This window comes from Aquimarina acroporae (assembly GCF_023195925.1).
In the GTDB taxonomy this organism is placed as follows: domain Bacteria; phylum Bacteroidota; class Bacteroidia; order Flavobacteriales; family Flavobacteriaceae; genus Aquimarina; species Aquimarina acroporae.
Genome location: NZ_JALPRE010000001.1, coordinates 316,787 through 338,439 on the forward strand (window position 1 = coordinate 316,787; position 21,653 = coordinate 338,439).

General features: G+C 32.9%; 25 protein-coding genes. 11 read left to right on the forward strand and 14 right to left on the reverse strand.

Features of this window, described 5'->3' with window-relative positions; translation table 11 throughout:
- Positions 1-45 precede the first annotated feature (45 nt).
- Positions 46-804 (forward strand): hypothetical protein, encoded by a 759-nt coding sequence (locus M0D21_RS01560; protein ID WP_248325867.1) that lies wholly within the window; start codon positions 46-48, stop codon positions 802-804.
- On the opposite strand, the gene M0D21_RS01565 is transcribed toward M0D21_RS01560, so the two are convergent.
- From M0D21_RS01565 to M0D21_RS01600, 8 genes are all read right to left on the reverse strand, one after another.
- On the reverse strand, positions 805-2,121 hold the full coding sequence (locus M0D21_RS01565) for a hypothetical protein (protein WP_248325868.1): 1,317 nt from the start codon (positions 2,119-2,121) through the stop codon (positions 805-807).
- 9 nt (positions 2,122-2,130) lie between these two features.
- Positions 2,131-2,901, reverse strand: coding sequence for a DUF6046 domain-containing protein (locus M0D21_RS01570; RefSeq protein WP_248325869.1), 771 nt, complete (start codon positions 2,899-2,901; stop codon positions 2,131-2,133).
- Between the two features lie 11 nt (positions 2,902-2,912).
- On the reverse strand, positions 2,913-4,406 hold the full coding sequence (locus tag M0D21_RS01575) for a hypothetical protein (protein ID WP_248325870.1): 1,494 nt from the start codon (positions 4,404-4,406) through the stop codon (positions 2,913-2,915).
- 204 nt (positions 4,407-4,610) lie between these two features.
- Positions 4,611-4,961, reverse strand: coding sequence for a hypothetical protein (locus M0D21_RS01580; RefSeq protein ID WP_248325871.1), 351 nt, complete (start codon positions 4,959-4,961; stop codon positions 4,611-4,613).
- A gap of 66 nt (positions 4,962-5,027) precedes the next feature.
- Complete coding sequence (locus M0D21_RS01585) at positions 5,028-5,453, reverse strand: hypothetical protein (protein WP_248325872.1); 426 nt, start codon at positions 5,451-5,453, stop codon at positions 5,028-5,030.
- Between the two features lie 23 nt (positions 5,454-5,476).
- Positions 5,477-6,688 carry a DUF2586 family protein gene (locus tag M0D21_RS01590; RefSeq protein WP_248325873.1) on the reverse strand — a complete coding sequence of 404 codons (1,212 nt, stop codon included), beginning with the start codon at positions 6,686-6,688 and terminating at the stop codon, positions 5,477-5,479.
- Between the two features lie 118 nt (positions 6,689-6,806).
- Complete coding sequence (locus tag M0D21_RS01595) at positions 6,807-6,986, reverse strand: hypothetical protein (RefSeq protein WP_248325874.1); 180 nt, start codon at positions 6,984-6,986, stop codon at positions 6,807-6,809.
- 19 nt (positions 6,987-7,005) lie between these two features.
- Positions 7,006-7,719 carry a hypothetical protein gene (locus M0D21_RS01600; protein WP_248325875.1) on the reverse strand — a complete coding sequence of 238 codons (714 nt, stop codon included), beginning with the start codon at positions 7,717-7,719 and terminating at the stop codon, positions 7,006-7,008.
- A 182-nt stretch (positions 7,720-7,901) separates the two neighbouring features.
- Here M0D21_RS01600 and M0D21_RS01605 point away from each other — a divergent pair, with 182 nt between their 5' ends.
- The gene (locus tag M0D21_RS01605; RefSeq protein ID WP_248325876.1) at positions 7,902-8,273 is read left to right on the forward strand and encodes a helix-turn-helix domain-containing protein; all 372 of its coding nucleotides are present in this window, start codon (positions 7,902-7,904) and stop codon (positions 8,271-8,273) included.
- A 161-nt stretch (positions 8,274-8,434) separates the two neighbouring features.
- Positions 8,435-8,863, forward strand: a complete 429-nt coding sequence (locus M0D21_RS01610) for a hypothetical protein (RefSeq protein WP_248325879.1) — start codon at positions 8,435-8,437, stop codon at positions 8,861-8,863.
- Positions 8,864-8,938: 75 nt separating this feature from the next.
- Here M0D21_RS01610 and M0D21_RS01615 read toward each other — a convergent pair whose 3' ends face one another.
- The 3 genes from M0D21_RS01615 to M0D21_RS01625 form a co-directional block, all read right to left on the reverse strand.
- Positions 8,939-9,553 (reverse strand): hypothetical protein, encoded by a 615-nt coding sequence (locus tag M0D21_RS01615; protein ID WP_248325880.1) that lies wholly within the window; start codon positions 9,551-9,553, stop codon positions 8,939-8,941.
- An 8-nt stretch (positions 9,554-9,561) separates the two neighbouring features.
- Positions 9,562-10,047, reverse strand: coding sequence for an RNA polymerase sigma factor (locus M0D21_RS01620; protein WP_248325881.1), 486 nt, complete (start codon positions 10,045-10,047; stop codon positions 9,562-9,564).
- A gap of 209 nt (positions 10,048-10,256) precedes the next feature.
- A complete protein-coding gene (locus tag M0D21_RS01625) occupies positions 10,257-10,901 on the reverse strand; it encodes a hypothetical protein (RefSeq protein ID WP_248325882.1) in 645 nt (214 codons plus the stop codon).
- A gap of 168 nt (positions 10,902-11,069) precedes the next feature.
- Between M0D21_RS01625 and M0D21_RS01630 the strand changes: the two genes are divergently transcribed.
- Positions 11,070-12,341, forward strand: coding sequence for a response regulator (locus tag M0D21_RS01630; protein ID WP_248325883.1), 1,272 nt, complete (start codon positions 11,070-11,072; stop codon positions 12,339-12,341).
- A gap of 3 nt (positions 12,342-12,344) precedes the next feature.
- Here the strand turns inward: M0D21_RS01630 and M0D21_RS01635 are convergent, their stop codons facing one another.
- The gene (locus M0D21_RS01635; protein ID WP_248325884.1) at positions 12,345-13,241 is read right to left on the reverse strand and encodes a M23 family metallopeptidase; all 897 of its coding nucleotides are present in this window, start codon (positions 13,239-13,241) and stop codon (positions 12,345-12,347) included.
- A 417-nt stretch (positions 13,242-13,658) separates the two neighbouring features.
- On the opposite strand from M0D21_RS01635, the gene M0D21_RS01640 reads away from it, so the two are divergent.
- Together M0D21_RS01640 and M0D21_RS01645 are read left to right on the forward strand one after the other, a co-directional pair.
- The gene (locus M0D21_RS01640; RefSeq protein ID WP_248325885.1) at positions 13,659-14,495 is read left to right on the forward strand and encodes an OmpA/MotB family protein; all 837 of its coding nucleotides are present in this window, start codon (positions 13,659-13,661) and stop codon (positions 14,493-14,495) included.
- A 184-nt stretch (positions 14,496-14,679) separates the two neighbouring features.
- Positions 14,680-15,042, forward strand: a complete 363-nt coding sequence (locus M0D21_RS01645) for a DUF2541 family protein (protein WP_248325887.1) — start codon at positions 14,680-14,682, stop codon at positions 15,040-15,042.
- A gap of 56 nt (positions 15,043-15,098) precedes the next feature.
- Here the strand turns inward: M0D21_RS01645 and M0D21_RS01650 are convergent, their stop codons facing one another.
- Positions 15,099-16,313 carry a class I SAM-dependent rRNA methyltransferase gene (locus M0D21_RS01650; protein WP_248325888.1) on the reverse strand — a complete coding sequence of 405 codons (1,215 nt, stop codon included), beginning with the start codon at positions 16,311-16,313 and terminating at the stop codon, positions 15,099-15,101.
- A 269-nt stretch (positions 16,314-16,582) separates the two neighbouring features.
- Here M0D21_RS01650 and M0D21_RS01655 point away from each other — a divergent pair, with 269 nt between their 5' ends.
- From M0D21_RS01655 to M0D21_RS01670, 4 genes are read left to right on the forward strand one after another with little or no spacing between them, the layout of a single operon-like run.
- On the forward strand, positions 16,583-16,891 hold the full coding sequence (locus M0D21_RS01655) for an ArsR/SmtB family transcription factor (protein ID WP_248325890.1): 309 nt from the start codon (positions 16,583-16,585) through the stop codon (positions 16,889-16,891).
- A gap of 42 nt (positions 16,892-16,933) precedes the next feature.
- Positions 16,934-17,533 carry a short chain dehydrogenase gene (locus M0D21_RS01660; RefSeq protein WP_248325891.1) on the forward strand — a complete coding sequence of 200 codons (600 nt, stop codon included), beginning with the start codon at positions 16,934-16,936 and terminating at the stop codon, positions 17,531-17,533.
- 2 nt (positions 17,534-17,535) lie between these two features.
- A complete protein-coding gene (locus M0D21_RS01665) occupies positions 17,536-18,321 on the forward strand; it encodes a PhzF family phenazine biosynthesis protein (protein WP_248325892.1) in 786 nt (261 codons plus the stop codon).
- Positions 18,322-18,346: 25 nt separating this feature from the next.
- Positions 18,347-19,057, forward strand: coding sequence for an aspartate/glutamate racemase family protein (locus M0D21_RS01670; RefSeq protein WP_248325894.1), 711 nt, complete (start codon positions 18,347-18,349; stop codon positions 19,055-19,057).
- On the opposite strand, the gene M0D21_RS01675 is transcribed toward M0D21_RS01670, so the two are convergent.
- Positions 19,044-20,564 (reverse strand): DEAD/DEAH box helicase, encoded by a 1,521-nt coding sequence (locus M0D21_RS01675; protein WP_248325895.1) that lies wholly within the window; start codon positions 20,562-20,564, stop codon positions 19,044-19,046. The genes M0D21_RS01670 and M0D21_RS01675 overlap by 14 nt on opposite strands.
- 176 nt (positions 20,565-20,740) lie before the next feature.
- Between M0D21_RS01675 and M0D21_RS01680 the strand changes: the two genes are divergently transcribed.
- Positions 20,741-21,601, forward strand: a complete 861-nt coding sequence (locus M0D21_RS01680; protein ID WP_248325897.1) for an alpha/beta hydrolase — start codon at positions 20,741-20,743, stop codon at positions 21,599-21,601.
- The last annotated feature ends 52 nt before the right edge of the window (positions 21,602-21,653 follow it).

The window sequence follows — 21,653 nt, forward strand, 5'->3', positions numbered from 1 at the left end:
ACATTTTTGGCATTAAATTTGAATTCTTTAAAGAAACTTAAAACCATGAATCGATTATACCTACTACTCATAACCCTTTTAATCTGCAGTTCAGTATTTGCTCAAAATATTGGAACAAAAAGAGATAGCATTCTAAACTCCCTTGATGATTTACGAAGCGAAATCAAAACAAAATTTGATAATGGAGAAAAAAAGCGTGTCTACTATTACAACAACAATAATGAATTTGTAAGCGTAGCCAATTTTTCTGAAGATGGAAAAATATATTCTATTTATAGTTTGGATAAAGGAATAAAAAAAGAGTATTTAAAATTTTACTCGGATTCAGGATCGATAAAAGAACATTCTTATTACCACAGTAATAAAAAAATTAAATTGAAGATTTTTTATGATCAATTCAAAAATATAGAATCTACCTATTTTTATTCCCCAGAGGGAAAACAACGGTTTGAAATTATATTTGACCTTGTAAATGGAGGTTACAGTAAACGGATATTCGATTCAAATGGAAATCTAAGAAAAAAAATTACTTACGATAAAGGAATACAATATATTTCTTATGAATACAATGGTAAAACTCATGGGTGGATTACTACTATAGATTCAGAAGGAAAAGAAACTAAAGAAAAGTTCATGAACCAAGGGTTTCCCTCAGAGTTCTACGAAGGATGGGAAAAAATTATTATGGACTATGATAAAATTCCTGAATACGAAAAACAGTTGGAAGCAGAATTAACGAAATATGGTATTACATTGAATAATTCTACGGGTAAAGGAAAAAAGGTATTAATTGAACAAAATTAATTAATTACCTGGAACAGAAATAGACTGACTTACGGATACTTCGTTAACAATATTTACCTTTATAGAAGTACCATTACTTTGGCCAATAAATGTAGAACTTACTTTTGATAAATTTGGTCTAGTTCCTTCTTCTGCACTAATTCCTAGATGGATTTCCTGTCGAAATCCTTCTAAACCGTAGCTATAATTAACAGCATCTACAAAATAGAGCTGATCCTCTCTTTTAAAGTCAACAATCGTGCCCTGCTTAGATTGTTCTCGCAATAAAATAACATCCCCATGGCGAATAAAATCTCCTACTTTGTTTTGATCACTAGTGATATACAAAGTATCCCCAAAAGTGGTAAAACTACCCCGGAAACCAGTATATTTTAATTGATATAATTTATTAACAGCCAAATCCAATAATTTCTTTTTAATATCTGAATTATCCAATTCATCGGCAGAAAATTCGTCATTATTACTTTTATAGGTTGGATCAAAATATTTAAACTCAAGTTCTTCTACATCTTGAGATTTTTCACTCACCTTATCATTTGATGGTACCACTACAGTTAATACGTCCTCTTCTTTTTTCCCTTGTAACACATACCGTACCTGTATATTTATATCTTCATATTCTCGATAAATCAAATCATCGTCAATAATATTATCATAGAATCTAAAAAAACCTTTTTTAGGAACTCTTTCTGGATATTCTGTTCCAACATGTAAGTATGGCAAATACACATCACCTTTTTTCTTATATCGAATAAAACTATATACCCCATAGTCGTCACGAAGCATTTCCAAAAACTTTACGGGGGTTTTATTCTCTAACTTAAAGGCACCTAAATCAAAATCTTTGATGTTTTCGGCTTCGTATTCTATATCCGTGGCTTTTTGTGCTACCTTAAAATATTCTTTGATAAATTCTGAAACTTTAATGCCTTTTAACTCATCACCTTCTTTTTTAGGATACGCTACGCTAATAAGACCTGATTTCAGAAAATACATATGATCTTCGCAAACTAATTCTACAGGCACTCTTCCTTTTACATCTCTTATAATTCCTTTAAATGCAAGATGACTGGGAGTTTCATAGCCTAGAAAAATCTCAATAACAGGGTGATTTTTAGACCATTCCAGCATTCTATTCCTGAATTCTTTATCAGAATTAATGCCTGTTTCAATATCAATAAAACGTGGTAAAATCACCGTAGCTTTATCTGTAAATTCTCGCCATGAACTTTCTATCTTGATTGTATTCACAAAAGTTATCTGAAGTGGATCTGCATCACCATCATAAATCTTTATCAAACAAGCTAATCGAACCATATTCTTATATTAAAACCTTGATGCTAAATCCTTTAAAACCGACTTACCAATGCCTTTTAAAGAAGCATCTTGCTGCTGTTGCTTTATTTCTAAAGGCACCTCTGATAATGCACTAAAGCTAAATGGCTGTATGTTTTTCATTCCTTGATTGCTAGGAAATTCATAATTGGTTACCACAATCTCGAACACACCCATTTTTCTAAAAATAGGATTGGTAACTTTTAAGGTTTGTTCTGCTTCCAAAATTTTTCTTAACTGAACCACCCTAGCGGTTGGGTATCCTCTTCCTGAAGTTGCCAGAACGCCATTTACGGTAATGCTATGGTCTCCATTAGAGATAAATTCCTTTACGGTATAATCTCGACCTTGTATTGCTGTTGTAACAATGTTTTTACTCCGGCTTACAGAAATAGAAACACCGTCTAACCTAAATCCAAATGCCGCTCCTGCCAATTCGGTGACAAACTCATTGTTTCCAAAAAAGTCCCTGTTTATGCCTAATTCAGAACCGGTGTTAATTACTTTATCCTCCGGAATTTCGATTACCAATGGAGCGAAAACAGGCAGGCTAAAAGATCCTCCAGCCATGATAAACTCATCGACATCAGTCAAATCTTTTAAGGGTTCAAAAAAATACTCTTCGGTAAGATTTCGTAAACCATCCAAATAATCCCCTTCACTGCTAGAAGCTAAAATATTTGTTACATTTCGTACTACACTTCTGCTTTGACTTAGTCTTAAGGAATTTAATAAATTCGGAATGTTATAATTGAAACTCATAAAGTTTGTATTTAATTTATTGCATCAGGTAGTTGCGTATCCCTAAGTGCTTCCAACAATATTCTTTTGATTGTATCTTTAACCTCTGAAGAAGATTCTTTAAGATTCGTAACATTAATATTAATTTGCTCTACCAATGTATTAATCGTTACAGATTTTCCTCCACCGCCAAGTCCCATTCCTCCTCCAGCACCTGCAGGACCAACAAATCCTTTCATGTTGACACTACTTGCTGATAATTGAGTACCAGTAAAAGAAAAACCAGAAGAAACATCTAACTCTATTGCTTTAGGAGGTGTTACCACAGTTGGCAATTCTTGTTCCTTTTTCTTTCCGAACAATTCTCCAACAGTCATATCTTTATTATTCTCGGCTTCTCTTCTTACCCTTTCTAACCTTGCCGTATCGATACCAGGAATCCAGTCTGCTATTTTAATCACGATATCAGTTAACCAGGAGAAAAAGTTGCCGAGAACATCCTTAATACCATTCCAAACCCATAACACTGGACCAATAATCCATTTCTTTATGAATCCCATAATTATCTCTCCAATATCTTTGAAATAACTAACTATGTTTTCAAAGATTTGTCTTCCTATATCTACAATAACAGCTATGAAACCACGGAAAGAATCGATATGTTTCCATAAAATCTTAAATACTGTGGTTACCAATAATATTGCATCGATTATAGCTACAATAATATTAAGACCTGGAACCATATATAATGCTTTGCTCCCTATAAAAGCCAAAATTCTTCCTACTCCACCAAGAAGCCCTATAAGAGGTCGCAAAAATTTAAACATTCGCCCAACAAAAGATGCTACCTTAGTTAATATCCATTGTAATGGCTTTAGACCTTTTGTACCTGCATTAAATTTTGGGGAGACTTTTGGTTTTTTATATGCAAAAATCGTTTGATATAAAGGTTTGAGCCATTTGGGTATTCCCTTACCAGTCTTTCCAGTATCTTCGGCATCAGGAGCTGTTGCCTCTACCAAAGTAACCGGTAACGGTAGCGGTATTTTTAGTTTAATTGAGCTTCCGCTCATTAACCCGAACGTAGTTAGAAGCACAGATTGCATTTTGGCATAAAACGCCATTAACGTAGCTCCAAAAACGTTAATATTTTTTTTGAAATTAAGTGAAAAGCCTTTGAGTGTTAAACTTAGATTTTCAATTGAAATTTTAAAGGCTTCGAAGGTTACATTAAGCTTTTCAATAACCAAACTAAACTCTACAGAAATTGAAGTGGCTATTTCATTGAGTTTTGAAGCCACAATACTCTGATGTGTAAAAAGTTGGTTTACCACATCTACACTATAGGTATTGTTTAAATTGACCACCTGATTTGTAGTCGTTTGCACAGAAACATTTTGTACAACACTATTCGTTGCACTAGCAACAGCCGAAATCGTTTTGTCAATTGCATTTGAAGCAATATCGGCTTGTTTATTGAAAAAGTTTAGTGCATTTAGTGCTTTACTTATAGAATCATTGGTCATTACCGAAAACCTTTGCTATGGCGTTTGCCATATTATATTCTTGTTTTTTATCTAAATACTCTTGTAACCACATCACTTCTCCCAAATGACGATAAAACTCTTCATCTGAAAGTTGATACGGATCTATCTTGAAGTAATAGCGTATAAGAGCTGCTGCTTTTAAAAGTTCGTCCTTTCCCTCTTCATCAGAAATAAGGAAAGGATCTAAATCTTTTTTGCCTTAGCCTCTTTTGGTTGAGTTAAATCAGCAAAAGCTGTTATTACAGAAAGTTTTAAATCATCATCTTGTACGATTTCCTCATCGCCACCTAAATAACAATTTTTAAACAATACCTCCAGAGCTTTAAACTCATCGGTCTTTGAAGTCTGTAATACTGCCGCTCTGGTAGACATGGTTGGTTTTCTGAAATATGCAAAACGCATTTCTCCCTCATCGTTCTCTACCTCGACCTTAATTAACTTTCCAAACTTACTTTTCCAGGCATGTAATTGTGATTCTGTAATATTACCATCAATGACTTTTGCCGTATTGTTTAATTCTATTGTGGGTTCCATAATTCTATTTTTTTTTTGGAATTTTAAACCTCAATAAAGGCTATTGAGGTTTAAAAAATCCTTTTGTTAATTCCATTCTATATGAGATACAATAAGATCAAGTTGAACCTCTATTTTGGTATCTCCTTGTTTCATATCTCTTTTGTTGGTTTTGAATTCGCAATTGCGAATCACATGGGTAATTACATCGTTAGTCTCATCTAAAAAGCTAACTTTTACATCAAAAATTGGCACATCCTGAAGTCTTTTACCTTTTGGTAATGCTTGCTGAATTGCTTCTACTTCGTAGTTATATAAAGTTAGTGATGCTTTTGCCTCATATTTGCCTCGTCCTCTAAAAACTGGCATATCTCCAGCTCCATAATGGTTTTCTTTGACCTGAGCATCATCATAACTTATTGCAGTTATTCCTGTAACGATCCTGTCTAAAACATTTACCTCTATTGATGACCAACTATGTCGCTGTCCGTTTATTAATGGTACTTGTGTCATTTTTTAACGAATTTAATTTTTTATTACTCAGTTAATCCGAACGGGTTCTTGAATCCTAAACTCACCTCTATTCTTCTTGCTGTACCTGTAGGCACTATTTCTATTTGTACTTTCAAGATAGAATCTGCAAGAATATTTTGTAATGGGTCTACAAAAACATCTATTTCAGAGGCCTCTCCATTGGCCACCATACGCTCTAATGCAGATCTGCATAAAGTTTCATATCCCTTTACTACAGAAGGAGGTAATGTTCCTGTTTCTGGATCAACTAATACGGGTGCGTTTACTTTGGGAAGTAAAGCTGCACGTGAAAGACGAGCCGCTTTATGAATTGTTCTATTCGATTCTATAAAAGTAAAATCTGAAGTAGGCTCTGTACACGTATGACTATCATTAAAATATATTCCTCCGATACCTATATGAGTTCTAGTGAAAATATATTTAGACTCGTCTAATGTTTTTTGTGCTCCTTCAGAATTAAGCTCTTCACCTCCTACAAAACCTACAGACCTAAATCCATCTCCTGTAAGGTTAAATTTTTCTATCCAAGCAATATTTTCAGAAACTTTAGCCTTAGATACTGCTCCTAACAATACTCCAACGGCAGCAGTATTGCTATATGTAGACTCTTTTGCCTTTTCGGTATCCATAGCAATGACTACCGATACATTTTCTGCATTCTGCTCTGATAAGTCATCAAAACTAGTTGACGACGCACTAAATCCTTTACCTTCAAGAAATATTTCTACCGGCCTGTGATTAGCAAAGGCGGCAGATGCTACTACCTGAGCCTTTCCTATTGCCGTTTTGGTAGCCTCAAAAGTAACTGTATCGCTATGTATAACTGCCAATTGTCTTATTTGTCCATCTGCTTTTAACAACATAGATTCTGCTTCGTCTACGAGTGTTGCGTAAGTACTTTTATCAGATTTCATGATATAAAGATCACCTGATGGGTTCAGTCTAAAAAACTGATTTATTTGGTAATACGCCGAAACCCCTCCTGTATCATATGCCGATGTAATTCCTAGACCCTCTGCATCATCTACAGATGCTAATCTATATAATTGATCATCTTCTAATAACACCTCTGTTGTGTCATTTCCATCATCATCTTTTACAAAAGTGTCAGGACCATCAAATAATAAGCCCGAAATCATATCCTGATCTGGAGTCCTTCTTCCCAGACCTCCCGATAATTTGGTAATGACAACGTCATTAAATAAAACACCCATAATAGTATCTTTTAGTTATATATTTTTCGATAAGCAAAAACGCTATTTTCCATAAAATTAATTTTGCTTACCAAAAAAAACTAAAAAACGCCTGTTCAAATACAGTAGTTTCAGTAATTTATGCTACCTCGCTAAGAATGGGATTTTGATTGAGTATATTGTAAATAGTGCGCTCAGATAAAAACAATCGTTCAGAAAGTTCTGCAACAATCAATTTCATTTGCTTGTGCTGATTTTTTAAAACATAATCCTGGACAAAGATTCTTCTTTTTTCTAGTAGATTATTTTTTCTTTTCATAATTTAAATGTATCTGATTTTAAGAGTTATTGTTTGTTAATTCAACTTCTGTAGCGTTTAAGATTAATTGTTCATCGATATTTTTGTATACCAATAAGTCTTTTCCATTATATTGTACTTGATGATAATCATCCAAGTCAAACCCCAATGCGCGTAAATCTCTTCTCAGAGCGGCTTCACGCTCACCACCATCAATATCGGTTTGATCAAAAAATTCATTCGATATCATGGTATATCTTTTCTTATATTCTTTTTCTATAAGCGTAGTACTATAATTAATTTCCCAGATGTAAAAGTTGTTTTTCTCCCAATATTCGTCTTCGACTACATACTGTCCTTCTCTAACCTTTAATGAGGCATTAGTAATAAGCTCAACATTTGTAACACCATCTGCAATATCTTGTTGATTTTGTCTAAGTTCAGATCTATCTGGATGTAGCAAAATAGCCTTATCTATTTTTTGTGCTAAGTCAAAACACTCCAAATAATCATCTTGAAAAGAAGCTTCCAGAATAATAAAAACGCTAAAATCTACATCGGCTTTATATTCCTTTTCTGAAGACGTATTCCACTTCACATTATTATACTTAAAAAGAACAAGAGGAAACGTTAAAGAGTCATTTGTAAACACACTATCATTAAAAAGTCTAACCGTATTATTTACAGATTGAGATGGATTGATAATTTCATGAATCTTCTGTTTTTTTTGCTCGTAATATTGTTGAAGTACCATATCGTATCTTATTTGTATTTAATTTCTTTCTTTTCAGTTTTTTAACTAGAAATAAACTTGATATTCCATTTATTTTAGATAATTTTAAACCAAGATATTACCCCATAAAGATACCAACATATTACGGAATATAGCAACATTTTACAGAATTTTTCTGTTAAATTATTATTAAGATTAGTAAAATGGATATTCACGAAAGAGTAAAGGAAATAATTGAGGAATTAAATTTATCGAACAATTCTTTTGCTGCCAAGATTGGCGTTACAAGCACTACTATTGATAGCATAACAGCTGGTAGACTTCAACCCGATGGAAGCAGAAAAAGAACAAAGCCTGGTTACGATGTTCTTAAGAACATCATTGATATTTTTGAGATAAACCCTTATTATTTATTTGAAATGAGCCAACAAATGTTTCGAAACAAAGAATTGGAAAATATTGATCTTTCTGCTTTAACAACAGACCTTGACCTTATCAAAAAACGTTTAGCCAAATTAGAAAGCAAATCGGTTGGTGATCCTGTCCCGTATAGGTCCTCTGAAACAGATCTTTAGAAATAACCATCTTTTGTGATTTACCTACTTATAATACTTAATTTTAATGCTATGGTTATACATAAAAAAAACCTGCATTGACATAGTAAGATATCTTCTGTTTGCATATTATGGTTGATCTGTTTACATTGTAACTGTAAACAATTTAATATCAATATGATATGACAATCACAAACAAACTTCCAATTTGGTTTTGGGTAATAGCTGTACTAACCCTAGTTTGGAATATTATGGGAGTTATGGCGTATTTAGGTCAAGCCTATATGCCCGCTGAAGCTCTTGCAGTCTTACCTCAAAACGAACAAGACTTTTATAACAATATGCCAGCTTGGGTTACTGCAGCCTTCGCAATAGCAGTATTTAGTGGCACTTTAGGTTGTATAGCTTTAATCTTTAGAAAAAAATGGGCGTATTCTCTTTTTATCATATCTATAATTGGTGTTATCGGTCAAACGACTTATAACCTATTTATACAAGATTATGTAGAACTATCTGGAGTACGCATAATCATGCCTATTATGATTATTGTTATTGGCATTTTTTTAATCTGGTTTTCTAACTACTCACAAAAGAAAGGTTGGATATCTTAAGACAAAATAATAACATAGCATAAAGCTTGAGTGATATATCCTCAAGCTTTTAAATAATCGTCTATATTGGCCGTATTACAACCCAGATTCCTCAAGATCTTTTATAAGTGATTCCGCAGAATTAACATTCTTACTATACCACTTCATAGTCCACTTCGAAAACACAATAAAAAATAGTATTGCTAAAGGAATTGCTGTAACCAAAGTCCAAGTAGAGTTTACCCCCAGAAAAATATCCTTATCATTGACAATTTTAGCGGTAACGGGCATTATAGCAAACATTAGAATAAACCCTAAATAATAGCTCCATTTCATAGATTTTTGAAACCTTTTTTTTCTTTTAGCATAATTCAATAAGGTTTCCTTAAAACTATTATTTGCAATATCTATATTTCGTATACCATATAAAAACTTGAGTGAAACCATTGGGAGTATTATTAATATCAAAACACATAAAACTCCAGCCAAAAGGTTATACCATGTATCTAATTTCTGAATATTAAATAATATTACAGCTACTGCTGAATAACAAATGATGGCTCCTATAGTTTCAGGATAGGCTACTTTATTTATTTTCTTACGATATTTTTCTTGTGTCATCATAATAATCATTTTATCTGTTAACTTTTTTTGTTTTTCCAATTGGTCACTTAATTCAGACCAAATCGATTGCATTTCCTCTAATTCCATACTCCTAATTATTTAATGATCTGTTTTTTTAGCTTTTGTTTAATCCTCGAGATTCGTGTTCCTACGTTACTTGGGGATAACCCTGTAATTGTAGCGATCTCTTCATATTTTTTTCCTTCAAGCAATAAAAGCATTAGTCCTTTTTCTATTTCATTAAGCTTTTTGATATGAGCATATACTATTTTAAGACGATCTTCAAATTGGGTATCGTACTGTTCTGATTGAAAGGTGATAATTTTGTCTATCCCTATTTGGTTACCCCTTCGTTTTTCTTTTTTAAGTCTGGAAATAGCAGTATTTAAAGCCACCCGATACATCCACGTACTTATTTTGGAATCTCCTCTAAAACTATCGAAGGCTCTCCACAATTGATACACGACTTCTTGATAAAGGTCTTCCTGATCTTCCCTGCTATTTGTATAAATAGCAGTTATTTTGAAGATCACCCCTTGATTATCCTTGATGATTCGAGTAAATTCTTGTTCTTTACTCATATACATTGTTCTTTTCTTAATTAGTGTTCTCAACACAAAAAAAATCACAAAAAATCTAAAAAATTATTGAAATATATTCTGAAACGATAAAAGGAATACAATGTAGTATTTAGAAAATGGAATCTAAAATCAACAAATACTATCATAAACTCCAAGGGAAAGTACTAATATTCAATAGGAGACTTAAACAATGCCTGAAGGCTTATCGGTTATTCTTTTACGACTATAAGGGTTGCTTTTACTCCAGTGGTCAGGTTCCATTCGTTACCTGTAATCAGATTACCCAACTCATCATATAGTTGAAACTCTGCAGTATTAGGACCAGATTCTCCTTGATTAAGTGCGAGAATATCAATTTTATTAAATCCTTTAACCAAGTTGATACGTATTCCCTGGTAATTTGCGGTTAAAAAAACTCGGGCACCGATAATATCGTCATTAACCAGAATACGAACAATATCACCATCTACATACTCATGATCACGATATACCAGACTAACAAATTTTCCATTATTTTTGAAATCACCCAGATATTGATCACTTTTATATTCATCTTTTATTTCGCGATCTTTTTCAAACCATTTTGGGGTTGATTTTGCCTCTGGTTGTAATAAACTATTCTCATCCTTCATACTAAAAGGTTGCTTATCTTTTCTATAGTCACTACCATCTTCTGGTGCACGCGAAAGAGAGAATCTATTCTCTAGATTAGGATCTACTATACCACCAGAGAGTTTGTATTTATCTGTTTTAAGATCACTTTTATCAATACGAAGACCTGAAGGCTTTTCTACTTGCCCGTACACAAAACCAAATACACCTATTAAGAAAACAAGAAAAAACCTAAACCTCATATGCTTCAATACTTGTGATTTCCAGTGATAAAGATAGATAATCTAAATTTTATGACTGTTAATTCACTGCAAAACTTTCAGTTTTTACAGATTATCAAAAAAAACCTGAATCTAAATTTGTAAGATTATACTTATATATATTAATTTGTTATCCTATAAAATATTGCAATGACTTACTATATTCTTGGCGGTTTATTATTTATTACGATTCTGTTTTTCTGGATGCGATGTAGATCGATTAAAAAAGCGCTGAATCTTAAAAATTCTGAATTACAATCTTTACAACAAAAAACAGAAGGTCAATTTAAGGCACAACAAGACTATATTTCTCTTTTAAGTCAAGAACTAAGAATTCCGTTATACGGTATTATGGGACTTACTACTCTTATTGCCGAAGAGCATCCTGAAATAAAAGAGAACAAAAAACTTAAATCTCTAAAATTTACTGGAGATTATTTGCTTACACTTATTAATAATGTCCTTCATGTTAATTATCTAGATTCTGAAGAGGTAAATGTTCAAAATATTGTTTTTGATCTCAAAGAAGTTACTCAAAACTTAACGAATTCTTTCAGCTATGCTACCGAGAATAGTGACAATATTCTTGAATACGATTTTGATGAAGAAATTGACCAAAAGGTTGTTGGTGACCCAGCTTTGGTTTCTCAGATACTTATTAATCTACTTAGTAATGCTCTACGTTTTACCAAAAATGGGAATGTTCAATTCTCTATCAATCTAATTAAGAAAAAAGAAAACACATTTACCATATCTTTTAAGGTTAGTCATAATGGGTATGAAGTTTCTCAAGAAGACCAAAAATCTATTTATCAAGAATTTATAAATATCGATCAGGCAAAGGCATCTTATTTAGGCACTGGTCTTAACTCAAGAATTGTAAAAAAACTTGCTAAGGTATTGGGAGGTGAAATTATCATAGAAAACAATACTAAATCTGGTTCAGAATATGCATTTGTAATTGATTTTAAAATCCATAATACTGTAAAGCAAATCACTGAAATTGGAGATACCCCGAAAACAACTAATGCAAGCGTTGAACAGGATGGGAAACTAAAAGCCTTAATTGTAGACGATAATAAACTAAATTTATTGGTTGCCGATAAAATGCTCTCTAAGGAAAATTTTATCTGTACAACTATAGATAATGGATTTGATGCCATAGACTTGGCTAAGGAAAATCATTACGATATCATTTTAATGGATATAAATATGCCAAAACTAAATGGTATTGGAACGACCAAGAAAATTCGTGAATTTGACCCTAAAACTCCTATTATTGCATTAACAGCTGTAGATGTCACGCAACTAAATAGACAAATAATTCATGCAGGACTTAATGATTATATCTTAAAACCGTACAATAAAAATAACCTGCTGGAAATAATTAATAAACATTTGAATGATCCTGCGATAAACTAAGGATTAGGGATTCATAACGATAATCTGTTGCCCAACTTTCAACACCGAACTTCGTTTTATTGAATTAATTTTACAAAGCTCTGATATGTGCAGACCGTATCTGTTGGCAATTCTATACAGCGTATCTCCTTTTTTAACCGTATATACTTTCTCCCGTTCTTCTTTAATTCTTTCGATATCTTCCATACTTGTACAAAGTACGATATTACTCTTTCTGGTCGATCGATGATATCTTGGTGTTACCCATCTTCGAGTCACAAATACCATATCTGATCTAACTTTAGGTTCTTTTGTAGAAAATTCGAATAAATATTCTGGGTTTATTGATTTTCCGTGATATCTCACCTCTAAATGCAAATGACTACCTCTAGAATTACCAGTAACTCCTCCTTTTCCTATCACCTGTCCTTTTTTGACCACTTCATTTTCTTTTACCGAATATTTTGACAAATGTGCATAAACAGTTTCTAAACCATTTGGGTGACGAATCACTACGGTTTTACCATGTCCACCATGATATCCAACATAGCGTACTTTTCCTTCTAAGATAGATTTCACACTCTCTCCAACTACTAGATCTATATCTATACCTTGGTGAGGGCGACCTCTTCTCCATCCATAGCGTGAAGTTACTACCATTTTTCGTTCAACTGGAGAAGCAAAATCTTCCGTATTAAAAGTAAGTGCTATCGGAAAACTAACTGATTCTCCTCTATAAGGATTAAACCTTACAGTATCCCATTTCACATTAAATTCTTCTTCAGTCTTTATACTATTATCTTCTGCAGCAATTTTATAAACGGTTAGTTTATTTTCTGCAACTATTGGTAAGTAAACGACGGTACCATCTATCTCTAGTGGTAATTGATCAACAGCCTGTAGCTCTTCTTGTTGACCCAATATTGCTTGTGTAGAAAACAAGCACGAAAAAAATAAAAAAACTAAACTCCCAGATAGACCCCTTCCTTTTATTGAAAACATGTGTACTCTAAAACTTTAAAATTTAAAAATGTAGATCTGGGCAAGTTCTTTTTTTTACTATTATGACCGTAAAAATAATATGTTGTTGCAATATAACAAATAAATTATTTTTTGTTCGCCGCAGTCATAAATTAACCTCGTTTTATTAGTTTTCTGAAAATCAAAAGATTAAAACTAAACTTCATATAGAGTTCCCGTAAGCACCTTACGGCAAACAAACTAAAAGATTTTTTATTAACATATTTTAAGAAATTGATGTGAAAAAATTAGTAATCTCAGAAGCAATAAATGGGGTTAAGGAAAGTTAAAATAGCATAAAATATTAATTAAATAACCATGAAAAAATCATTCAAATTAATCGTTTTATCGGGAGCAATAGTAATGACCTCTTGTGTATCAAAGAAAAAGTATGTGGCTTTAGAACAGGAACTTCAAGATACACGTAGTACTTTACAAAAGACTGCCGTTGAAAAAGAAGAGTTGGAAGAGAAGTTTGCAAAAATTGAAGCTAGAGTTGCAGACTATAACTCAAAAATTAACTCTTTAAGAGAGTCAAACGACGAAAAAATGGTGATGGTAGATGATATTGCTATGATTTCTAACGTTACAAAAGAAAAGATGAAAGAAACTTTGAGTAAAGTCGATGCTCAAAAACTTCAAGGAGCTACATCTTTAAAGGACTCCATGAATTTAGCGGTTTCTCATAACTTAAAAAGTTCTTTGGCAGATAACTTAAAAGAAGACGAAGACATTTCTATCGATATAGATAATACTGTAGTAATGATTTCTATTTCAGATAAGATGTTATTCAATAGTGGAAGCTATAGAGTAAGTAATAAAGCGGATGACATTCTTAAGAAATTAGCCGATGTTATCAATTCTGAACCTAGTTTAGAAGTAATGGTAGAGGGTCACACCGATCCAAGAACAATAAATACTGCTGTACTTCAGGATAACTGGGACTTAAGTGTAAAAAGAGCTACTTCAATTGTAAGAAAATTGCAAAATTCATATGAAGTAGACCCTGCAAAACTTATCGCTTCTGGAAGAAGTAGTTATAAGCCATTAGTCGAAAATGATACTCAAGAAAATATGGCTATTAACAGACGTACTAGAATTGTACTACTTCCAAATATGGATAAATTCTTTGCGTTGTTAACAGCTTCGAACTAAGAAAACACATAAAACACACTCTTAAAAAAGGGGATAGATCTTGAGAAGATTTATCCCCTTTTTTTGAAAAAATCGTTCCCGATTAAACCTTCCCTCAATTTCATAGTCAAAAAGAATAGTAAACCCAAAGAATTTATAGACTATGAAAAATTTAATGCGCAAAAGTTCGACAATTTTATCTTTAATGGTGCTACTTGTAATAGGAAGTAGTTTTACAGCAATTAACTCTTGGGAGCACCTAGGTTCTCGAACAGTAAATTACAAACTTGACAGAGATGTTATTAAAGTTACTGCTAGAGAAGGTGGTTTCACAAAATTAAAAGTTAAAGTAACCGGCGGTTCTATAAACATGCACAAAATGGTAGTGCAATATGGTAATGGCAAAAAAGACATCATTTCTTTACGTCACAATTTCTCAAAACGAAGTGCTACCCGATTAATTGATCCGGAAGGAGGTAAAAGAGTTATAAGAGATATTACCTTTTTTTATGATACCAAAAACCTTTCAAAAAAAAGAGCAAAAGTTCATGTTTTTGGAAAACATTGAAACTAAAAAATTTAATATGTCTCCGGTACATCCTAGCAAGGATTACCGGATTCTTTTTAATACAATTTGTAGTATCCACATTTTAAATAGGCACCTTCAGCAAAACCAATAGGGTGATCGATATCGTGCTCTGTCTTTTCTAAAATATCAAAATCTCTTCCAGAAGAATATATTTCCTCTTCTGATACCTTAAAAAACTCCTCTGCTACTACTCTTGAAGAACATGAAGCCAATACTAAAATACCTTTATTCGCTACAAGTTGACACCCTAGTTGAGCCAGTTTCATATAACTTTTAAGAGCTTTTCCTATTTCACTTTCTCTTTTAGCAAAAGAAGGAGGATCAATCACCACAATATCGAAACGTATATTTTCATCAATTAGGCTTTGTAACCCATCAAAAGCATCAGCCACCATAATCTCATGCTTACCCTTAAAAGAGTTTAGTTTTGCATTCTTAACAGCCACCTCCAAAGCAGGGGCACTAATATCTAAACTGGTCACGCTTTTTGCACCATTTTTCAAAGCATGTACAGAAAAACCTCCAGCATATGAAAACACATCTAATACTGTTTTTCCATTAGCAAGTTCCCCCACTCTTTTTCTATTGTGACGATGATCCAAAAAATATCCGGTTTTATGACCTTTTATTACGTTAGCGGAAAACAACACCCCGTGTTCCCTAAAAATAATGACTTCATCTTCAAGTTCACCATATAACACTTGCCCATCTTTAAGATCATAGGTTTTTCCGCTCGTTTGTAATTGTCTGCTTAGTCTTAGCACTACAGTTTTACAAACAGACGTTTCTATCAATACAGGAAGCATTGTATGAAGGTAAGGCAACCAAATATGTGAATATAACTTGATGACCAAAACGTTATCATAAACATCTGCAATAAAGCCCGGAAGATGATCATTTTCCCCAAAAATTAAGCGATAGCTATTGGTATCTGTTTGTAACAATGAAACCCTTTGGCTATATGCTTCTTTTATTTTTCCTGCAAACCACTGTTCATCGATCTGGGCAGGCTTCAGAAACTGTATTAATTTAATTCTAATAGGCGAATAGGGATCATATAAACCGCAAGCCAAGAATTTGTTTTTTTTGGCATCGTAAATAATAGCTAAATCTCCTGCGTTTGCCTCTATATTCTGCTTTACAATACTATCACTAAAAACCCAGGGATGTCCTTGTTTAATTTTTTTTTCTGCAGAAGGCCTTAGCTTTACAGCCACCCTCTTTGTCTCTATTATTGGAATACCATTCATTATCGGCAAGATTAAGAATATTTTTTATCCTTTCATATAAGAACCCTCTATTTATTTATAGAAAATAAAAAGCACCTATCCCAAGAAGTATCAAGATAGGCGCTCTAAGTTGTATCGTTAAAACTATTTTGTATTCAGTTGATTACAATTTTATTATAGCTTTTACTTACTAGACGAGCAAATACAAATTTTGTTACATGTGCGTTAATTTTTTATTCTTATTTAAGAACAAGAACATATTTATAAAATTAAATATATATATTTGTTTTATGACAGATCATGAGATATTACAAATCAATAAAGCTTTATCAAATGCCACACGTTTGGAAATATTGAGATGGCTAAAAGACCCTGAATCAAATTTCCCTCCTCATAAAGAATTAGGACATTTTAATGATGGGGTTTGTGGTCAACATATTCAAAATAAATCTGGACTATCACAACCAACAATTTCCCACTATCTCTCAGGAATGCATAAAGCAGGTTTATTAGTTACTACTCGACATGGAAAATGGACGTATTTCAAACGAAATGAAAAAGTAATAGAAGAATACTTAAATAAACTAAGACAATTATAAAAAAATTTACCCTAACATATTTATAAAATTAAATATATAATTATGAAAATATTAGTTATCGGAGCAACTGGAACTATTGGAAAAGAAATATACAATACATTATCAAAACATCATACAGAAGTATATGGCGCTCATAGAAATAGCAAAACCTATCCTATAGATATCACAGATAAAGCTTCTATAAAAAACACATTTGAAAAACTACCCAAACTAGATGCTATTATCAATGCTTCAGGGACAGCTGCATGGAAAAACTTCAATGAACTTTCAGAAGAGGATTATTACCTAGGTATTAAAAGCAAACTCATGGGACAAGTAAATCTCTCCCATATCGCTACAAATTACCTTAACGACAACGGTTCCATTACCTTAACAACAGGTATTTTGGCAGAACATTACGAACCTAATACAGCGGCCTTATCACTAGTAAATGGTGCAATTCATAGTTTTGTAAATGCCGCTGCTAACGAAATGCAAAGAGGCATACGAATAAATGTTGTCGCTCCAGGAGCAATCGTTGGGGGGTTCCCTGAAGATAAAAAATTTGCAGGGCATTATCCAGTTAATATTGAAGACGTTGTTCCTTTATATCAAAAAGCAATACAAACAAAAATCACAGGTCAAATCTTAAAATTATATTAGTCATGAAAATTTCTATGTACCAAATAGACGCATTTACCAATACCCTTTTTGGTGGTAATCCGGCTGCAATTTGCCATTTACCCTATTGGTTAGACGATGAAACACTTTTAAATATAGCCATAGAGAATAATTTGGCAGAAACTGGGTATTTTGTAAAAACGGGTGAATCGTATGAAATACGATGGTTCATGCCTTATGCCGAAATTGATTTATGCGGGCATGCTACACTAGCTGCAGCATACGTTATCTTTAATTACTTAGACTCCACTCTCGAAGAAGTTACTTTTTCCTCTAAAAGTGGAGACTTAAAAGCAAAGAAAGAAAAAACAGGAGCTATTACTTTAGATTTTCCTAGCCGACCACCTGAAAAAATTGATATCCCAGAAGAAGTTTACAAAGCCTTTAAAGCAAAACCTATTGAAACCTATGCAGGTAGAGATTTGATAATAGAAGTAGCTACTGAAGAAGAAATTATAAAAGAAACTCCAAATTTAAATGCATTAAAAGGACTTCCATATTTGTGCACTATTATTACTGCAAAAGGTGAATCTGCAGACTTTGTTTCACGTGTTTTTGATGCAAATCCTGAAATTCCGATGGAAGATCCCGTTACAGGTTCTGCGCATACTTTACTAGTTCCTTATTGGGCAAATAAGTTGAATAAAAACAAATTGAAAGCTTTTCAATTATCAAAACGAGGAGGGGAATTAGATTGTGTACTTGATGGAAATCGTGTTTTCTTAAGCGGGTATGCTGTCCCCTATCTTGTTGGAGAAATAGAAATATAATTAGTACACTAAACCATAATACAATATGAAAACCATAGGATTAATTGGAGGTATGAGCTGGGAGTCTTCAGCGATATATTATGATTTAATTAATAAAGAAGTTAAACAAATTTTAGGCGGTTTTAATTCTGCAAAATGTATCCTAAACTCTGTAAACTTTGCTGAAATAGAATTCTTGCAACGTCAGGGAGATTGGAATAAATTAAATCAAAAAATGATTGAGGCAGCACAACAACTAGAGAATGCAGGTGCAGATCTCCTCATTTTAGGTACAAATACCATGCACTTGTGTAGTGAAGAAATTATAAAAAACACTTCTATTCCCTTTTTACACATTGCAACTGCCACCGGTAAAAACATCAAATCAAAGAAACTAGATCAAGTTGCATTACTTGGGACAAAGTTTACAATGGAAAAAGATTTCTACAAAAAGATTTTACAAGAAGATTTTGGTATTAAAGTAATAATTCCAAACGAAACTGATAGAAATCGTATTCATCGCATTATTTATGATGAACTGGTGCTCGGTGAAATACGAGAAGAGTCTAAACTAGTAATGAAACAAATAATAAAAGATTTACAACACAAAGGAGTTCAAGGTACAATTTTAGGGTGTACAGAACTACCGTTACTCATAACTGAAAATGATGTAGATATACCTGTTTTCAACACCACAGAGATTCACGCAAAAAGTGCAGTAGAAATGGCTTTAAAAGAAGTAATTATTGATTCATAAACAGCTGATTGATCTGTGATCTGAGTTTGCGTTTATAATCTTCTTCGAGCCAATCTCTATAGTTCTTGGTACTTTTACTAATACAGTAAGAGTACCTTCTTACTCTATATTCTATATCTTCTTTCAATAGTCTGCTCAAAATTCGTGCGTCAAAAACATCTTCACTATTTTCTGCACACATTTGGGCATGTTGTTCTATAGATTTTTCAAGTACCGTAAGGCTTCGTAAATTATACTTTTTGGTCTTGGCATATTCCTCTTCAATATCAAACTCAACATTTTCAGAATTTGCAAATTCCTTTCTTACTTCCTCTGGCATTACATATTTAAAGTTCCTTTCTATTTCTTCATCACCAATGAGGTTATCATAATAGAAATCTGGAGATCTAAAAATAGATTGCCAATCTACGTCTGAGTTCCATAATCCAAATCTAGCGGTATTATTTCCTAAATCAATAATAGAAAACTCGGGTTTTGTTGGTAAAATCCTCGATCCTCTACCTATCATTTGAAAATACAGGGTTAAAGATTTTGTTGCTCTGTTTAGTATGATAGTTTCTACCGTAGGCTCATCAAAACCTGTCGTTAAAATACTTACAGAGGTTAAAATAGCATCTTCGGTTGCTTTAAACCAAGCCAAAATATCTTCGCGTTCCTGTTTACTGTTGGTATTATCAAGGTGTCGAATAGGATACCCGGCTCTTTTAAAAGTATCATAAACATAAACCGACGTATTAATCCCGTTGTTAAAAATTAGGGTCTTCTTCCCTTTACAACGTTCTTCATAAGCATGCAGTAATTTGTCCTGCATCATCATATTGGTATATAATTCTTCTGAAGATTTTACGGTGTAATCCCCATTCATACCAATTTTTAAGGACCCCAAACCTACATCATATGTATAGGTAACTGGCTTTGCCAAAAAGCCTTTATTTATTAATGATCCTATAGTATCACCAACGATAAGTTCATTATAATTATCCTTCATAGGGAGTTTCATATTAGAGCTGAGCGGTGTAGCTGTTACTCCTAAAATGAAGCAGTTCTTAAAAAATCTAAATAATTTTCTGAAAGAGTTATAATGAGCTTCATCAATAATCACCATCCCAATATCATTCAACTCCAATTGGTCATCATTGAGTCTGTTATTCAAGGTTTCGACCATAGCAACAAAACACATGAATTCGTCTTGATCATGCAACTGCTTTACAGCACTATTAATGATCTTATTTTTCACATGAAACTCAGACAACATATTTGAAGTTTGACCACAAAGTTCAATACGATGTGTTAACACCACTACTTTTTTCTTTGTCGTTTCAATGTATCGTCTAACGATTTCAGAAAAAATAACCGTTTTCCCCCCTCCAGTTGGTAATTGGTATAAAAGATTAAACCTTTCAGGAAACTCTTCCAGGCGACTAAATATTTTATCAATATCTCGTTTCTGGTAGTCATACAGTACCTTCTGCTCCTTTTTATGTATTTCTGTGGGGGGTAATCCCATGAATTTCTTGTTAAAAATAAGCTACAAAATTAAGCACTTTATCAAGTTATACGAAACAATTCTTAAAATATATTTGTTCACGGTAATTTTTGAAAATGTTAATTAATCATAATTCTTTGATTCAAAAGCCTCTGATGATTTAATTTGAAAATTCAAATAAAACTAGCAATAACAACGTGAATAAAGATAAAATACCAATTCAGGCTTTACTACTTCCTAAGCCTATTTTATATACAGGAAAACTTCTCAATTTTCTATCACCTTTTCTCGCCTCAAGGTTTGCAGCAAGAATGTTTTTAACTCCGTTTAAATATGATATGCCTGATCGTGAAAAAGAGATGTACGAACACAGTAAGAAAGAATTAATCAAAATAGATAGTATAAACCGTGAGATTATGGTCTACTCTTACGGAAACTCAGAAAAGAAAATTCTCCTTGTTCATGGTTGGTCGGGAACAGGTACGCAATTATCTAAAATTGCTGATAAATTACTAGAGAATGGATATAGTACCGTGAGTTTTGATGCTCCAGCCCATGGCAAATCTCCGGGCAAAAGAACTATTTTACCTCATTTTATAGAAACTATTCATCATTTAGAGAAAACTCATGGCCCTTTTGAAGCTGCAATAGGACATTCTTTGGGAGGAATGTCATTATTAAGAACAACCAAATTTGGACTTAATATAAAAAAGCTAGTCATCGTAGGAACAGCAAACAGTATAACTGCGGTTACAAAGAACTTTGCCAAAAATTTACAGTTAAGTCAAAAAGTGGCGAGGCTTTTAAAATCTTATTTTGATAATAGATATGGAGAAGATTTGGACCACTACTCTGGCGCAGTATCTGCGAAGGGAATAAAAATACCCACTATGGTAATTCATGATAAAAACGACGTAGATGTACATTACAGCTCGGCACATGAAATTGTAAAAGAACTTGAAAAGGGAAAGCTTGTACTTACCGAAAATTTAGGGCACAGAAAGATATTAGGCGACAAAAAAGTAATTTCAACAATTGTAGATTTTATTTTGGAATAGTTGTTGATACGTTATTGAAAGGAAGTTTGTACGACTTATATCTAAAACTTTA

Coding starts and splice junctions, on each gene's coding strand:
- M0D21_RS01670 (WP_248325894.1), top strand. CDS start 18,347: ATGAAAACCATAGGATTAATTGGAGGTATGAGCTGGGAGTCTTCAGCG.
- M0D21_RS01575 (WP_248325870.1), bottom strand. CDS start 4,406: ATGACCAATGATTCTATAAGTAAAGCACTAAATGCACTAAACTTTTTC.
- M0D21_RS01585 (WP_248325872.1), bottom strand. CDS start 5,453: ATGACACAAGTACCATTAATAAACGGACAGCGACATAGTTGGTCATCA.
- M0D21_RS01605 (WP_248325876.1), top strand. CDS start 7,902: ATGGATATTCACGAAAGAGTAAAGGAAATAATTGAGGAATTAAATTTA.
- M0D21_RS01595 (WP_248325874.1), bottom strand. CDS start 6,986: ATGAAAAGAAAAAATAATCTACTAGAAAAAAGAAGAATCTTTGTCCAG.
- M0D21_RS01675 (WP_248325895.1), bottom strand. CDS start 20,564: ATGGGATTACCCCCCACAGAAATACATAAAAAGGAGCAGAAGGTACTG.
- M0D21_RS01645 (WP_248325887.1), top strand. CDS start 14,680: ATGGTGCTACTTGTAATAGGAAGTAGTTTTACAGCAATTAACTCTTGG.
- M0D21_RS01620 (WP_248325881.1), bottom strand. CDS start 10,047: ATGAGTAAAGAACAAGAATTTACTCGAATCATCAAGGATAATCAAGGG.
- M0D21_RS01640 (WP_248325885.1), top strand. CDS start 13,659: ATGAAAAAATCATTCAAATTAATCGTTTTATCGGGAGCAATAGTAATG.
- M0D21_RS01655 (WP_248325890.1), top strand. CDS start 16,583: ATGACAGATCATGAGATATTACAAATCAATAAAGCTTTATCAAATGCC.
- M0D21_RS01650 (WP_248325888.1), bottom strand. CDS start 16,313: ATGAATGGTATTCCAATAATAGAGACAAAGAGGGTGGCTGTAAAGCTA.
- M0D21_RS01625 (WP_248325882.1), bottom strand. CDS start 10,901: ATGAGGTTTAGGTTTTTTCTTGTTTTCTTAATAGGTGTATTTGGTTTT.
- M0D21_RS01570 (WP_248325869.1), bottom strand. CDS start 2,901: ATGAGTTTCAATTATAACATTCCGAATTTATTAAATTCCTTAAGACTA.
- M0D21_RS01660 (WP_248325891.1), top strand. CDS start 16,934: ATGAAAATATTAGTTATCGGAGCAACTGGAACTATTGGAAAAGAAATA.
- M0D21_RS01565 (WP_248325868.1), bottom strand. CDS start 2,121: ATGGTTCGATTAGCTTGTTTGATAAAGATTTATGATGGTGATGCAGAT.
- M0D21_RS01615 (WP_248325880.1), bottom strand. CDS start 9,553: ATGGAATTAGAGGAAATGCAATCGATTTGGTCTGAATTAAGTGACCAA.
- M0D21_RS01630 (WP_248325883.1), top strand. CDS start 11,070: ATGACTTACTATATTCTTGGCGGTTTATTATTTATTACGATTCTGTTT.
- M0D21_RS01610 (WP_248325879.1), top strand. CDS start 8,435: ATGACAATCACAAACAAACTTCCAATTTGGTTTTGGGTAATAGCTGTA.
- M0D21_RS01580 (WP_248325871.1), bottom strand. CDS start 4,961: ATGGAACCCACAATAGAATTAAACAATACGGCAAAAGTCATTGATGGT.
- M0D21_RS01590 (WP_248325873.1), bottom strand. CDS start 6,688: ATGGGTGTTTTATTTAATGACGTTGTCATTACCAAATTATCGGGAGGT.
- M0D21_RS01600 (WP_248325875.1), bottom strand. CDS start 7,719: ATGGTACTTCAACAATATTACGAGCAAAAAAAACAGAAGATTCATGAA.
- M0D21_RS01560 (WP_248325867.1), top strand. CDS start 46: ATGAATCGATTATACCTACTACTCATAACCCTTTTAATCTGCAGTTCA.
- M0D21_RS01665 (WP_248325892.1), top strand. CDS start 17,536: ATGAAAATTTCTATGTACCAAATAGACGCATTTACCAATACCCTTTTT.